The following is a 13962-nucleotide window of genomic DNA, read 5'->3' on the forward strand; positions in this document are numbered from 1 at the left end:
CAAAGTAAAAAAGTATGATAGGTGTGAGCGCAGAGAAAGCCCTGGTAGCACTTATCATGCTAACTTTAGCATCGAAGGTAAAATAGAGAGTACACTAGCAGTCAGATTAAGGGTAAAGTGATGGTTGCTTTGGTGCCTTTACCAATCACTGACGTTAAAGATAGTTCACCACCGTGAGATTTGATGATATTCGATGCAATCGTTAACCCAAGTCCCACATGCTTTTCTGAGGCTTTAGTGGTATAAAACGGATCAAATACTCGATGTACCAGCTTATCCGCAATCCCCTCACCACAATCGAAGATATCGATAGAGAGTGTTTGATCCTCAACTTTCGTGTTGATTTTAATGGCCTTTCGCATTCTACCCGTACTTTCTAAAGCGTTCTTTATGAGGCAGTAAATACTGTGTTCTAGGAGTGCTGGGGCACAGTGCAACTCAAACCGCTCTCCTTTTTCAAATTCAATCAAGCTCAAGTTTGTACCATCCAACTCCAAATTAATCATCACAGAATCCATAATTTGAGAATAGAATTCTACTTGCTGAAACTGAGTTTGATTACTCTCAAAAAACACACTCAGTTCTTTAACAATCAGTTGAATTCTGTCGAGTCCCGAGTGCATTTCAGCCATCACATCATCACTTTCACTCAAAGCCCAGTTTAGTTGATACTCTTTCTCCAATTCACTCAGTGATTTTGCACATTCAGGAGAGAGTTGCGAATTATTTGCCAAAAATTGCCAAGCTCGATACAACTTAACCAACGAACTTTGTACAAACTCTAAGTTACTTTTTAAGTACGCAAGCGGATTATTTATTTCATGGGCTACACCCGCAGCAAACTGTCCTACTGAAGCGAGCTTTTCTGATTGGATCAACGCTTGCTGCTGCTCAGCAATACGGTTATATGCCTCTCTTAAGGCATCATTTGACGACTCAAGTTCATGGGTGCGCTGCTTGACCTTTTCTTCCAATCCTTCGTTAAGTTTGGTTAGTTCATCGGTCAACAACTCAAGTCGATTTAAATCTCGATAAGAGCGCAGCGAGCTGGTTAACATAGTGAATAGACGAGATTTTGTGAGGTCAGTTTTATTTTTATAGTCATTGATATCATAACGCAGCATGACTTCATGTTCCGGTACACTGCCAGGCTGACCGGTGCGCAGTACTATTCTCACGTTATGATAGCCAAGCTCTTCACGTATGTATTGCGCACATTCTAAACCCGCTTCTTCACTTTCCATAATGACGTCGAGTAAAATCAATGCAACATCATCTCGATTGCTTAAAATATCAATCGCTTCTTTTTTGCTATAGGCATGAAGTAACTCGAGCGGTTTTAATTCAAACCGATAAGCCGTTAACACAAGTTTAGTCACATCATGCACTTCAGGTTCATCATCGACAATCAACACGACCCAAGGAGATGCACACTCGTCTAGGCTTTGTTCATCAGGTTCTGAAACGTTTAAGAAAGATAATGGCTGCTGCTGACTCATTAAAATGACACCCTTACTCCTATTTCTTAAGGATGGTACAAATCCGCAGGTTTACCAAATTATTCGAACCAGAAAATGGTATATATTTAGCACTATGGTAGGAAGAAATACTGAGTGACTATAGAACGGGATCTGTACTGTAAAGAAGCCACTCTTCACAGTACATCAGGTTTGAATATACTTATGCGCTTAGGGCATCCTTATAGTGTTTTCTACAAAGAGAAACATACCTATCGTTACCACCAATCACAACTTGATCGCCATCCGCAATAGCTTTGCCGTGCTCATCGGTGCGAAGCACTCGGTTTGCTTTGCGACCGCAGTGACAGATGGTTTTTAGCTCAATCAATTTATCTGCCCATGCCAGCAAATATTGCGAGCCTTCAAACAGCTCACCACGAAAGTCCGTTCTAAGACCATAGCATAATACCGGGATCCGCAGTTCATCGACGATATCCGTCAGCTCTGCGACTTGAGCTTTTGTTAGAAACTGGCACTCATCTACCAATACACAGTCTATTTTATTCTCGGTATGAGCAGACATCAGTAGTGCTTTCACATCTGTTTGGCTTTCAAAAACTTGCGCCTCAGCCTCTAAACCGATACGCGACGCTACTTTGCCCACACCAGCACGGTTATCAATTGCAGCTGTGATAATAAACGGGCGCATGCCTCGCTCTCGGTAGTTAAATGCCGACTGCAATAAAGTCGTAGATTTACCGGCATTCATTGCCGAATAGTAAAAATAAAGCTGAGCCATAATAGATATTTCGAAATAAAAATTCGCGCTAGTTTACTGACTAACGATTAAAAGATCTATTGCTTATCCATTTGGGTGGTTTGTGAACGTAAATACTCACTATATAAGGTGTCGAGGTTAATAAGCTGACTTGCACGCCACACTTTCCAGCTTAACTCAGGGTGCTGCTGATAAAACTGCTCAGAAAATGCCATAAAACCAAACGACGTTTCTAACGGTGGAAAAACCGCTTCTAAGTGGTTAAAGGGGGGTGATAATGTGATTGGCATATTACCGATTTGGCAAAGACCTATGGTCGCATCAAGTAATTCATTTTCAACCAAGGCAATAGCATGCTCCAACGAGTCGGTTTCAAATATGGAAAAATGCTTTGGCATACTTTCTCGAATAGCATAGCCACGAGGGACTGCGAGTTCTATTTCTTTGCCCAGATTTAATGGTGCTTTATTGGTTTTGCTTTTGAGTAAACAAGTGCTGATCCGATTAATTGCATATTGCTGTGCAACAGTGCCATCGGGGTTCTTTGGATATGCCATTAGCCCTTCTCTAGACGCTCGATGGCTTGCCACCACGGCATCAACTTTACCATTTTCCAGCTCATGCAAACAACGGCTCCATGGCTTTCGAGTGTAGGTGAAGCTCACCTCTTTTACGTGCTCGTCAAGCTGTTGTACTATCTGGATCGTGACGCCTGGATTTGCCGATGGCACAGTTTGTCCTGCACCATGGATAAAGGGTGGAGCATGTTTATCTTCATAACAAAAGCGAACCTCTGTTGCCATACAGGCCCACGAAGTAAAAACGCAAAAAACAATAAATAGCAGTCTCAACATTCACTCCAAACATATAGTCAATCGAAATAACAACGATTAACCACTAGTATACTCTATTTTTTGAAGCTCACTCCCTCATGTTGTAACAACCACTCTTTCGCTTCAAGTCCGCCAGCATATCCTGTTAGTTTGCCATTTGCACCAATAATGCGATGACAAGGCACGATGATACTAATTGGATTTTTGCCGTTAGCAGCGCCAACAGCACGGACAGCATTTTTGTTTCCTAAGCGCTCAGCTATCCAACCATAACTATGCGTTTCACCAAATGGTACTTGTGCCAACACCTGCCAGACTTGCTTTTGAAAGTGCGTACCATCCACATCAAGTACCACATCAAAGCGTTGGCGTTTGCCAGCAAAGTATTCTGTTAACTGTTTTTTTGCCATTTCTGTATGCCGATTTTCCCCTTGCTCATAGCGCGTTTTTGGAAAAAAACCGACATATCGTAAACCAATACTAGATGCTTGTATTATCCACTCTCCAGTGGGCGAGGTTAATGTAGTTTCAATCATAATTGTTGCCATAGTTGAAAAGTTAAATAAGAACGAAAAGGAGCACACTTTTCGATATCTATTGTTTTTAAGGATTTTTCCATTGCCTTTTTAACCCCCAAATCACCACCCAAGTAAATGTCTGGGTGACTCAATCCGCGCATTTTTGCATAATCGACAGTCCAAGGGCCTATACCTTTAATCTTTAACCAGTCATCAAGTTCAACATGCTCCGAACCAACGTATTGCTCAGCAAAAGCTTTAATAGCCGCCTTTCGTCGCTCAGGCATTTTGAAAAAGGCAAGATCACTATCAAATACGGCCTTAGGCTTAGGGAAATAACGCATGCCATCTTCAGCCACCTCACCGAGCGTTTCGACCAATAAAGCGAGTAAGCTTCTCGCCGCTTGAACACTGATTTGTTGACCCAAAATAGCTCTCATGCCCGCTTCAAACTCACTCCAAATCCCGGGTAATCTGAGTCCCTCTTGTAGCGGCAAATCAGGTGCGGCTTCATGAAGGTGAGACTCAATAAAACAGGTGTCCGCATCTAAATCTAACACACGCCTGATCTGCGCAATCATCGGAACTAACAAGGATAAATCACAGAGCGCGATAGCCACTTTAAAACGATGTTTTTCAGGTTCGATAGTCGCGGTGAAACGCCCTATTTCACCTTGTATCATCACGGTTCGCCCATAACTGTTTTCTGTTAACCACTCGATACCTGGCACAATTCTCATTGCTAAAAACTGCCGCATTTTATCCCAGTTGTATGGTGGTCGATAGGACAAGTAAATTGCAATGGTAGAGCCACTACCGGCGTCTTTTCTGAGTTGACTTGGTGATAACTGATACAGCTTTTGGAATGCATCATTAAAGCGTCGCAATGAGTTAAAGCCGGCGGCAAACGCGACTTGCGTAACAGGAAGGTCACTTTGCTGTAAAAGCTGCTTAGCTAAGTCACATTGCTTATAAAGTGCATATTGCTTGGGGCTGGTACCAAAATATTGATTAAATACTTTATTTAAGTAACGGACCGAAATGCCTAACCTATCGGCTAAGTCTTCTGTCGAATGACGTATTAAGGCTCCCTCGTCGATTAACTTTTTGGCTCTGACTGCGGTTGTTTCCGTGCCAAGCCATGCATAACTACCCGGTGCACTATCGGGACGGCAGCGAATACAAGGCCTAAAGCCTGCTTGCGCAGCATTGTGGGCAAATTGAAAATACTCTACATTCTTTTCTTTTGCAGCAGGTGCTGGGCATATTGGCCGACAATAGATGCCGGTGCTCTTGACCGCAACAAAAAACAACCCATCAAATCTAGCATCGCGACTATTTCTAGCTTGAGAACAAACTTCTGGTGTATACATGACTTTCGCTCGTACTTCGTTTTCACTCAGTCTAATAGCTATCACTATAGCAAACTAGCCATTTTTGGTACTCAACCATGTTTGGAATATTCATGAAAAAAGCCCACTAGGGGCTTAACTAACTGAGGAAATAAGAAAAGTACTAACCTACTGCTTGGTTATATCTGCGCTCGACTTCAGACCAATTAATGACGTTGTAAAAAGCCGCGATGTATTCTGGTCGACGATTCTGATATTTGAGGTAATAAGCATGTTCCCACACATCTAAACCCAATATTGGGGTGTGCTGCTCCATGTAGGGGCTGTCTTGGTTAAGACTACTCGTCACCGCTAACTTGCCATTTTCATCTACAACTAACCATGCCCAGCCACTACCAAATCGACTGACAGCAGCGTTTGTAAATTCAGTTTTAAAGCTATCAAAACCACTGAGCTCACTTTCTATCGCTTGTTTTAACGGCCCGTCACATAGAGGCGCATAATTTGGAGTCATAATTTGCCAGAACAAACTATGGTTATTGTGCCCGCCGACATGTTCTTGCACTGCTTTTTGTAAGTTTTCAGGTAACGTTTTAATATTTCTCAGTAACGTTTCGGTGTCTTTACCTGCGAACTCTGTCCCCTCTAACGCGGCGTTTGCTTTGTTTATATATGTCTGATGATGCAAAGTATGATGGATCTCCATCGTTTTCGCGTCGATATGTGGTTCCAGTGCATCATATGCGTACGGTAACTCAGGTAAGGTATAAGCCATTCGACCTCCAAATGTTAATGTAAAACGCGAGCATGCAGGTGCGTTACCAGCATCGCTTCGTTAATTTGATGAATCAGCTCAGGTAAGTGAGGGTAGCGTTTTGCAAAGTGGATCAACTCTTGTCGAGTTTTATGCAAATGATGCAAGACAATAGGTGCAAGTTCGTTGGCATATTCTAGGTAAGTTGCATGTATTTTCAGATGGATTGAGATAAGTTGCTGGCACGCTCTATTTGGCTGTTCTAGCGCAATAAAAGTGTCAGCTAGATTATGCGCGGATACCACGACGGCAGGTAGACTATGCGCTATGGCACTCATCACGACATTGTCTTTTTGGCATAATAAAAATTCATCTAAAATACCTGTTGCGAGTGTCAATGCAACCTGATATTCGTCACGGGCACGCAGAAATATTTGCGCTTGATATGCTTGATTACCAGAGAGTATTTTAGCTTGCCAAGGTGACAGCACTGAAGATAACGCGCAAGCTCCGCTGGCTAAGCGATTTGCACTAAGGTCCATGCGATTTTTCATATTCTACCCTATTACCGAACTAGCTTACTTGTGCAAGCAAACCTGTATGAGCTATTGGGGCACTATACGATCACATAAACATTAATGCAAACCATTTTCATTTGTATTTATTCAATTTCTACACACTGGTGTGTTACCAAAGAGTCCTCGGTTAATTCAAGTGTGGTGTGCGACAATCCAAACCGCGACTGTAACCCCTCTTTTAACCGCGCTAGCGTGCTTTGGTCGCTCAAGGACGTAATGACAACTTGCGCCTCTAAAATATATTCATGCTCATTGAGCTGCCAAACATGGATATGGCTTACTGTTTTAACATTCTCTTGTGTCTCAAGGTATTTCTTAACCTCCTGAATATTCATATTATCTGGCGTCGCCTGCATGAGAATTCTAATACTACTTTTACTCAGTTCTACGCCATGATAAATCACGTACGCGGAGATCAACACAGTGGCGATAAGATCCACCACATACCATTGATATAAGATGATTAATGTTCCAGCCACGATCACCGCAACGGAAGCCGCAGCATCAGAAACATTATGAATAAATGCCGCACGAATATTTAGGCTGGTTTTTGCACCTGCAGAATAAGTAATAAGCGCTGTGATAACATCGATAACTAACGCCAAGGCCGCGAGCCACACCACTATCCAGCCGTCAATTGGCTCTGGATTTAAAAATCGAGAAATCGCCTCGAATAACAGATAAACCCCAACAACGATGAGTGTCGCGCTATTAATTAACGCCCCAATTATTTCAGCACGTTGATAGCCATAAGTGAGTTCAAGTGAGGCCGGCTTTCTTGCAACTTTTTGCGCGACTAACGCGATAATAAGCGCACCAGCGTCACTTAAATTATGTAGCGCATCAGCAACCAAAGAGAGACTGCCAGAGAGAATGCCACCAACGACCTGCGCGACACTCAGTAGAATATTAACAAATACGGCCCAACCGAGCTTGTTTCCATGATGGTGATGATGTGCGTGAGACATACTCAATCCTATTTATTGATCCGAAGAAGGGGCCACTTTCAATGGCCCCCACGGGCATTACGAATTTTTAATTTGCTTTGAGAATAGTGGATAAAGTGCTGGCAATACAAACAAGGTCAGCAAGGTTGACGTTAATAATCCACCAACAATTACACTGGCAAGCGGCCTTTGAATTTCAGTGCCCACTCCTGTCGATAACAGCATGGGAATAAGTCCAAGTGCTGAGGTTATCGCAGTCATAAGCACGGGTCTAAGCCTTGAAATTGCTCCCTCAAAGACACCTGAATGAAGCGATTCTCCCGCAGCCAATCGCTGGTTTATGCTCTCAACCATGACCACACCATTGAGTACCGCGACACCGAATAAGGTGATAAACCCAACCGAGCTTGGGACCGATAGATATTGTCCTGAGATATATAAAGAAAATACCCCGCCAATAACTGCCAGCGGCACATTCACTAAAATAAGCGCAGCCTGAGCCATTGAACCAAATGCAAAGTAAAGTAGGAGTGCTATTAGCGCCAAAGATAGCGGCACCACGATTGCCAAGCGTTTTTGTGCTCGTTGCTGGTTTTCAAATTGACCACCGATTTCAACACCATAACCTGTTGGTAAGTCAACTTTACTATCAATAGCCGCGCGAATATCACTTACTACACTGCCCATATCCCGACCTTGCACATTAGCTTGGATCACCACTCGACGTTGAACGTCATCTCGCCTTACTTGCGGTGGACCAGATTGATATTCAACATTCGCAACATCAGCCAACCGGATCCACGCACCTGAACTTGATTGTAAACGTATTTCTTCAATGGTCTGTTTGCTTTGACGGTACTTAGGTGCCAAGCGGACGTAAATATCATAGCGCTCATTACCGTTGATAACCTGCCCCGCTTTACTGCCGCCAATGCCATCTTGCACTAAAGCCATAACATCGCCAACAGCTAAACCGTAGCGCGATAAGGCTTGACGTTTTGGGGTGATGATCAGCTGTGACTCACCAGCTATTTGCTCAAGTTGTACGCCCTCTGTTCCTTCAACTTGCGCCACGGCAGCCTCAATTTCCTTGCCTTTTTTTGCAAGCACAGCTAGGTCTGGGCCAAACAACTTAATCGCCAACTGCGCTTTAACACCTGAGAGTAATTCATCGACACGCGTCGCAATAGGCTGTGAAAAATTAAACAGTAAGCCGGGGTAAGCCGATAGCTTTTGTTCCATCAAAGCTTGTAATTCGTAGCGATTATTTGCGCTTTGCCACTGTGCTACTGGCGCAAGGCCAATATAGATTTCAATGTTATTTACCGGTTCAGGATCGCCTCCTATCTCCGCTCGACCAATTCTGCTCAGCGCGTAGTTTACTTCAGGAAAAGTGAGCAACATTTTTTCCAGCTCAGGCGCAACATTCAGCGCGGTTTCAAGACTGGCGGAAGGTGCCAGCGTTACCCTTAAGTTGATGGTGCCTTCTTCAAGTTCTGGGACAAACTCGGTACCAATTTTAGTGAACGTAAAACCGGCTGCCGCAATCAGTAAAATGACCATTGCCATCAACAGCTTTTGCCTATGCAATACTCGACTTAACGTCCAACGGTAGCCTTTTTCCAGTGCGACGAGAATGATGCTCTCTCGCGCTTTAACGCCATGTTTAAATAAGTAGGTCGCAAGTGCTGGGACGATGATAAGGGCAACAAATATCGCTGCAACAACAGCCAAAATAATACTAATTGCCATAGGTTGAAATAGTTTGGCTTCAACCCCTTCAAAACTAAATAACGGGGTGAACACCACTAAGATAATACTGGCAGCAAAAAAGATTGGCCTCGCCACTTCCTTTCCTGCGAGCTCAACAATGAGTCCTACAGAAAAGTCATCACGTTCCTTTTGCCTTGTTAGGTGTTTAAAGATGTTTTCTACCATCACCACTGAGCCGTCAACTAACATCCCTATCGCGACTGCGATACCGCCTAGCGACATTAAGTTGGCTGAGACGCCAAGCCACGCCATAACCACAAGTGCAATGGCAATTGAAATAGGAATTGAGATGAGCACCAGAAAAGTTGCTCTCAGGTTCATTAAAAATAGCGCGAGCACCACAACGATAAAAATAAATGCCAGTGCCAAGGCTTCAACGACGGTTTGAACTGCTTTACTGATCAGATCCGACTGATCGTAAAAAGGCTCAAACCTTACCCCTTCAGGTAGTGCTTTATTAATAAGTTCCACGCGGTTGTTAATGCTATCAATGGTTGCTTTGGTGTTTGCTCCCATTCGCTTGAGCACAATACCTGTTACAACTTCACCGAGCTGTTCCACTTCACCAGAGGCGCTTTTTCTAGACATCGTCACCGCGCCTTGGCGGATTTCTCCACCAATCGATACAGTAGCAACCTGAGCCACAGTCACGACCGTGCCATCAATGGTTTTGACGGGCACGTTGGCAATCTCCTCGCTCCCCTTCTCCCCACTTTGAAACCAGCCTGTTCCGCGGATCACCAACTGCTCTTGACCGCGCTCTAAATACCAGCCGCCAACATTTTGGTTATTACGCTCGATGGCACTCACCACATCTTGCTGAGTGAGTGCATAAGCCAAGAGTTTATTGGGGTCGATATTGACTTGATATTGGCGCACATCGCCGCCAAAGGCCAATACATCAGTCACCCCATCAATTGGCATAATTAACAACTTGACCACCCAGTCATTGAGACTACGCAAGGCCATTGCATCATATTCAGAGTTCGGATCGCTCATCAACATATATTGAAATACTTGACCAAGCCCTGATGTATTTGGCCCCATTTCTGGCGTACCCACACCGCTTGGGATCAACTCCTTCGCAGCTTGGAGGCGCTCAAATACCAACTGTCTTGCAAAATAGATATCGGTGCCTTCCTTAAATACCACCGTAACGCCAGATAGACCTGTTTTAGAAATTGAACGCACTTGCTGCACATCAGGCAAGGCATACATCACAGCCTCAATTGGATAAGTGATTAACTGCTCAACCTCTTCCGCTGCCAGTCCCGGCGCTTCAGTATTCACCGCAACCTGCACATTCGTTACATCGGGAAACGCATCTAAGTTGAGTTTTGGAATAGTCACGCTAGCAGTTGCCGTGATAACGAGTAAAAAAAGAATAATTAGAAGCCGATTGTTTACAGACCAATCGATAATTCGATTAAACATGATGAGGCTCCCCTTAATGGTTATGCGGATCGAAGCCTGATTTGGCTTGCTCTGACGCAATAAAGAACGCCCCGGTTACGGCCACGCGCTCACCCACAGCCAAACCGATAACTTCAACCTGAGCGCCAAAGTCTTCACCTAAAGTCACTTCTTTGGGATGGAACTCGCCGGGTGCTTCTTCGATGTACACCACCCAATCGCCGTCAGGCCCACGACTTAACGCGTCTGCAGGTAACGCAATGGTTGGCTCTTTTGACGGTATGATAAAATTGACGTTAACAAACATCCCTGCGTGTAGCTTGTCGTCACTATTTTCAACCAATAGGCGGATCTGTCTGGTTCGAGTAATGGGGTCGATAGTATGCGCTGCTTGGATAACACGAGCCGCATATTGCTGATCTTCAATGCCAATCAATGCTTTAGAGTTAACCGCTAACGAAAGTTGAGAGTTGGGTTGTAAACGTGCTTCTACCCATAGCTCGCTTTCATCAGTGATTGCCATTAAAGTTGTGCCAGAAGCAACATGCTGGCCCTGAGTAAAGGCATCTTGAGTTACCACCCCCTCGCGCTCTGCAACGAGCGTATATTGGCCAAGTTCACTGGCGGGCTTAGTGGCTATTTCTTTAATCTCTTTTTCTGTTACTCCAAGTGCCAACAACTTTGAATAAGCCGAACTAAAATCGGCACTTGCTTGAACGCGTTCACGCTCACTGATGGTTTCTTTACTTAAACGTTTGACTCTATCCCACTCTGTTGAAGCGACCAAATACTGCGCTTGGGCCTGCGCCATTGCCTCCGAGAATAAGGTGATAAGTGGGTCGTTAACATTAACCATAGAACCAAGCGTAGTGTGTCGCTTTAACACGATTGAATCGGCTCTTGGCGATACTAAATAGCTGGTATAGCCATTGGCTTTTACTTCTCCAGGTGCAAAATACAAGCGCTCATGGCTTTCCAGCTTGACTTCTTTGGTCTGAATTCCGGCAAAACGCATCTGCTGTTGCGTTAGTACGATGGCATTTTCTTCCTCTTCATGTTCTTCATGACCATCGCCGGCATATGCCAGCGAGCTAAAAAGCGCGTTCACCGCGAAATAGATGGAGAAAATTTTAAAGTTTGTCATTCGATACTCTTTTACTCAAGAACGTAAGTTGACGTTCAAAACCGTTAGCTTGTTTAGCGAATTGCACCAAGCATTGCTTTTACAGTGCCAATTCGCGAACAAGAATGCGCTTCTCAAGCAGACGTGATTTATCTGTATTCAACGTCATCAGCTAAGAAGGAGTAATACCAATCAGTGTTAAAGTAGCTCATTGACTTAATACAATTGGTATAAACGGAATGGGTAATATCACTGAAAGCAAAACACATAAGCATAGAAAACAGGCCTAGTTGTTTACTCACAAACACGAATTTGCGCTAAGTTGGGTTTATCAATTTACTCATTAACCTAAACTCAGGTTAGTTAAGTCAAATTGAGTTCGCGCCTTCAATGATAACCGCTACTTAAGCGATCGGTGGACGATGTGCTTGCTCTACAAAAGCGCGCACTTTGGGATCTGATTGAGGATAAATTTCGCTATTTGGTCGCATTTCAAAGGGGATCAAAGATTTTAAAATCACTAAATTCAAATGCGTCCCACTGCAATGACCACAGTGGTGGCAATCTTTTGTGTGATGTCCGCTGGAGTCTGCTTGCGCATCTTCAGCATGGTCGTGAGTATGTTGGAGGTGAGACACTTCAATTTGATGGAAGCTAGATTCAGACGCGAACACACTTACGGCTTGCACCGAAAGTAAGAGCATCACAAAAATCAAAACTAGCTTATTCAAGTCTACATTTCTCTTTAACACAAAAGATCGTTGTCAATTTACCACCTGCACTTGTTCTGTCAATAGTAGCGCTAAGCTTTAAGTCTTATTTTTTGCTGTCATTACTGATCCTACTCAAAATGAAATGACAATAATTTGTATTGTTAGGCCAAAACATCAACTTAAATGCGAATTATAATCAATATATAACACACTGTTTTATAAAGATTTTTCATTGACACATCACATAAATCCGTTAGACTAGCCGCATATTCACAGTTTGAGGTAACAGCATGCAAGGTAAACAAAAAGTCATCGACGCATTCAATAAGCTATTAGCCAATGAGCTTGCAGCTATCGATCAATATTTCATCCATTCACGTATGTACGAAGATTGGGGTTTGAGCAAACTATACCAACGCCTTGAGCATGAACGTGAAGAAGAAACCACGCACGCAGATTGGCTGATCAAACGTATTCTTTTCTTGGAAGGAGTACCTAACATGACAAAACGTCGTGATCTACTCATCGGTCAAGATGTTAAGTCTATGATGGAAAACGACTTAAAACTAGAGCTTGAAGTCGTCGAATGCGTTAAAGAAGCAATCAAAATCTGTGAAGAAGAGCAAGATTACCAATCTCGAGAAACACTTGAAAAGCTGTTGTTTGACACAGAAGAAGATCATGTTTACTGGCTAGAGCAGCAAATTCGCCTGATTGATCTTATCGGTGCTCCTAATTATATCCAATCTCAGCTTTAATTAAGGACTCAACAAATGAAAGGTGATAGAGAAGTAATCGTAGCGCTTAATAAAGTATTGGCCAATGAATTGGTGGGTATCAATCAGTACTTTTTGCACGCACGTATGTTTAAAGACTTCGGTTTTAGCCAGTTAGATAAAGCGGATTATAAAGTTTCAATCCAAAAAATGAAAAACGCTGACCGCCTTATCGAACGAATTTTGTTCTTAGAGGGCCTTCCTAACTTACAAGATTTAGGTCGTTTAAAGATTGGTGAAAACAGTGCAGAGATGATTGATTGTAACATGGCATTTGAGCAAGCGTCTTTGGTAGACCTGCAAGCAGCAATTAAATTGTGTGAAGAAAAGCAAGATTACATTAGCCGCGAAGCGCTAGACAAAATTCAAAATGAGCAAGAAGAGCAAATTGACTGGCTTGAAACTCAGCAGCACCTAATTAAGGTGATGGGAATAGAAAACTACTTACAGTCTCAACTATAAGTATTTCATTGAGGTTGCGTGATAATGTATTGTTACGCAACCTGATCAGTGACATCAACAATAGCAATCAGCTTTTCATTTAAAATTTTCTTCGCACAGTTACAGCACTTTCCGCACTGCTTACCAACAGATAATATCTGGCTAAGATCACGCATTGAACGAGCACCATTGTCTATCGTCTCTGCAATCTTTTTATCTGTAACACCATGACAAATGCATACGTACATAAATGAAAACCAATCTCAAACTCATTAACTGAAACAAGTTTAATCTAAACGATAACAATTATCAACACATGCCTTGGCTATAAATGCGAATTATTTTTCTTTGTAAGCTGTGACAAAGACTTAGTGATTTACGCTCCGTGGAACGCCCTTTCTCTAGCCAATGGTTATTTCTATAAAATTAAGAAAAATCCAATAAAACTGCTACGCTTAAGTTAACTTAATAAGCGTTACTTTACACATAAGAGTGTGGGTGCT

The 13962-nt window shown here is 43.1% G+C and carries 14 protein-coding genes; 2 read left to right on the plus strand and 12 right to left on the minus strand.

The window, feature by feature from the left end; translation table 11 throughout:
• Positions 1-101 precede the first annotated feature (101 nt).
• From MHN30_RS13780 to MHN30_RS13830, 11 genes are all read right to left on the minus strand, one after another.
• Positions 102-1499 (minus strand): ATP-binding protein, encoded by a 1398-nt coding sequence (locus tag MHN30_RS13780; protein WP_239360024.1) that lies wholly within the window; start codon positions 1497-1499, stop codon positions 102-104.
• Between the two features lie 181 nt (positions 1500-1680).
• The gene (locus MHN30_RS13785; RefSeq protein ID WP_010374832.1) at positions 1681-2259 is read right to left on the minus strand and encodes a thymidine kinase; all 579 of its coding nucleotides are present in this window, start codon (positions 2257-2259) and stop codon (positions 1681-1683) included.
• A 56-nt stretch (positions 2260-2315) separates the two neighbouring features.
• Complete coding sequence (locus tag MHN30_RS13790; RefSeq protein WP_239360025.1) at positions 2316-3041, minus strand: amino acid ABC transporter substrate-binding protein; 726 nt, start codon at positions 3039-3041, stop codon at positions 2316-2318.
• Between the two features lie 104 nt (positions 3042-3145).
• Positions 3146-3607, minus strand: coding sequence for a methylated-DNA--[protein]-cysteine S-methyltransferase (locus tag MHN30_RS13795; RefSeq protein ID WP_130165321.1), 462 nt, complete (start codon positions 3605-3607; stop codon positions 3146-3148).
• Positions 3604-4962 (minus strand): AlkA N-terminal domain-containing protein, encoded by a 1359-nt coding sequence (locus MHN30_RS13800; RefSeq protein ID WP_239360026.1) that lies wholly within the window; start codon positions 4960-4962, stop codon positions 3604-3606. The genes MHN30_RS13795 and MHN30_RS13800 overlap by 4 nt, the downstream gene beginning before the upstream one ends.
• 142 nt (positions 4963-5104) lie before the next feature.
• Positions 5105-5716, minus strand: a complete 612-nt coding sequence (locus tag MHN30_RS13805) for a superoxide dismutase (protein ID WP_069023160.1) — start codon at positions 5714-5716, stop codon at positions 5105-5107.
• A gap of 14 nt (positions 5717-5730) precedes the next feature.
• Positions 5731-6249 (minus strand): hypothetical protein, encoded by a 519-nt coding sequence (locus MHN30_RS13810; RefSeq protein WP_130165319.1) that lies wholly within the window; start codon positions 6247-6249, stop codon positions 5731-5733.
• 107 nt (positions 6250-6356) lie between these two features.
• Positions 6357-7241, minus strand: coding sequence for a cation diffusion facilitator family transporter (locus tag MHN30_RS13815; RefSeq protein ID WP_130165318.1), 885 nt, complete (start codon positions 7239-7241; stop codon positions 6357-6359).
• Positions 7242-7298: 57 nt separating this feature from the next.
• Positions 7299-10427, minus strand: a complete 3129-nt coding sequence (locus MHN30_RS13820; protein ID WP_239360027.1) for a CusA/CzcA family heavy metal efflux RND transporter — start codon at positions 10425-10427, stop codon at positions 7299-7301.
• A gap of 13 nt (positions 10428-10440) precedes the next feature.
• Positions 10441-11550, minus strand: a complete 1110-nt coding sequence (locus MHN30_RS13825) for an efflux RND transporter periplasmic adaptor subunit (protein WP_239360028.1) — start codon at positions 11548-11550, stop codon at positions 10441-10443.
• A gap of 383 nt (positions 11551-11933) precedes the next feature.
• Positions 11934-12260, minus strand: coding sequence for a DUF2946 family protein (locus MHN30_RS13830; protein ID WP_239360029.1), 327 nt, complete (start codon positions 12258-12260; stop codon positions 11934-11936).
• Between the two features lie 272 nt (positions 12261-12532).
• On the opposite strand from MHN30_RS13830, the gene bfr (MHN30_RS13835) reads away from it, so the two are divergent.
• Together bfr (MHN30_RS13835) and bfr (MHN30_RS13840) are read left to right on the plus strand one after the other, a co-directional pair.
• Positions 12533-13000, plus strand: coding sequence for a bacterioferritin (bfr, locus tag MHN30_RS13835; RefSeq protein ID WP_010607507.1), 468 nt, complete (start codon positions 12533-12535; stop codon positions 12998-13000).
• 15 nt (positions 13001-13015) lie between these two features.
• A complete protein-coding gene (gene bfr, locus MHN30_RS13840) occupies positions 13016-13480 on the plus strand; it encodes a bacterioferritin (protein WP_010375235.1) in 465 nt (154 codons plus the stop codon).
• A gap of 32 nt (positions 13481-13512) precedes the next feature.
• On the opposite strand, the gene MHN30_RS13845 is transcribed toward bfr (MHN30_RS13840), so the two are convergent.
• Positions 13513-13707, minus strand: a complete 195-nt coding sequence (locus tag MHN30_RS13845; protein ID WP_239360030.1) for a (2Fe-2S)-binding protein — start codon at positions 13705-13707, stop codon at positions 13513-13515.
• Positions 13708-13962: the final 255 nt, after the last annotated feature.

The sequence above is a fragment of the Pseudoalteromonas sp. OF7H-1 genome, assembly GCF_022347825.1.
In the GTDB taxonomy this organism is placed as follows: Bacteria; Pseudomonadota; Gammaproteobacteria; order Enterobacterales; family Alteromonadaceae; genus Pseudoalteromonas; species Pseudoalteromonas maricaloris.

Bases quoted from the DNA above. Each gene is read 5' to 3' on its own strand.
- MHN30_RS13780 (WP_239360024.1), bottom strand. From the start codon at position 1,499: ATGAGTCAGCAGCAGCCATTATCTTTCTTAAACGTTTCAGAACCTGAT.
- MHN30_RS13785 (WP_010374832.1), bottom strand. From the start codon at position 2,259: ATGGCTCAGCTTTATTTTTACTATTCGGCAATGAATGCCGGTAAATCT.
- MHN30_RS13790 (WP_239360025.1), bottom strand. From the start codon at position 3,041: ATGGCAACAGAGGTTCGCTTTTGTTATGAAGATAAACATGCTCCACCC.
- MHN30_RS13795 (WP_130165321.1), bottom strand. From the start codon at position 3,607: ATGATTGAAACTACATTAACCTCGCCCACTGGAGAGTGGATAATACAA.
- MHN30_RS13800 (WP_239360026.1), bottom strand. From the start codon at position 4,962: ATGTATACACCAGAAGTTTGTTCTCAAGCTAGAAATAGTCGCGATGCT.
- MHN30_RS13805 (WP_069023160.1), bottom strand. From the start codon at position 5,716: ATGGCTTATACCTTACCTGAGTTACCGTACGCATATGATGCACTGGAA.
- MHN30_RS13810 (WP_130165319.1), bottom strand. From the start codon at position 6,249: ATGAAAAATCGCATGGACCTTAGTGCAAATCGCTTAGCCAGCGGAGCT.
- MHN30_RS13815 (WP_130165318.1), bottom strand. From the start codon at position 7,241: ATGTCTCACGCACATCATCACCATCATGGAAACAAGCTCGGTTGGGCC.
- MHN30_RS13820 (WP_239360027.1), bottom strand. From the start codon at position 10,427: ATGTTTAATCGAATTATCGATTGGTCTGTAAACAATCGGCTTCTAATT.
- MHN30_RS13825 (WP_239360028.1), bottom strand. From the start codon at position 11,550: ATGACAAACTTTAAAATTTTCTCCATCTATTTCGCGGTGAACGCGCTT.
- bfr (WP_010607507.1), top strand. From the start codon at position 12,533: ATGCAAGGTAAACAAAAAGTCATCGACGCATTCAATAAGCTATTAGCC.
- bfr (WP_010375235.1), top strand. From the start codon at position 13,016: ATGAAAGGTGATAGAGAAGTAATCGTAGCGCTTAATAAAGTATTGGCC.
- MHN30_RS13845 (WP_239360030.1), bottom strand. From the start codon at position 13,707: ATGTACGTATGCATTTGTCATGGTGTTACAGATAAAAAGATTGCAGAG.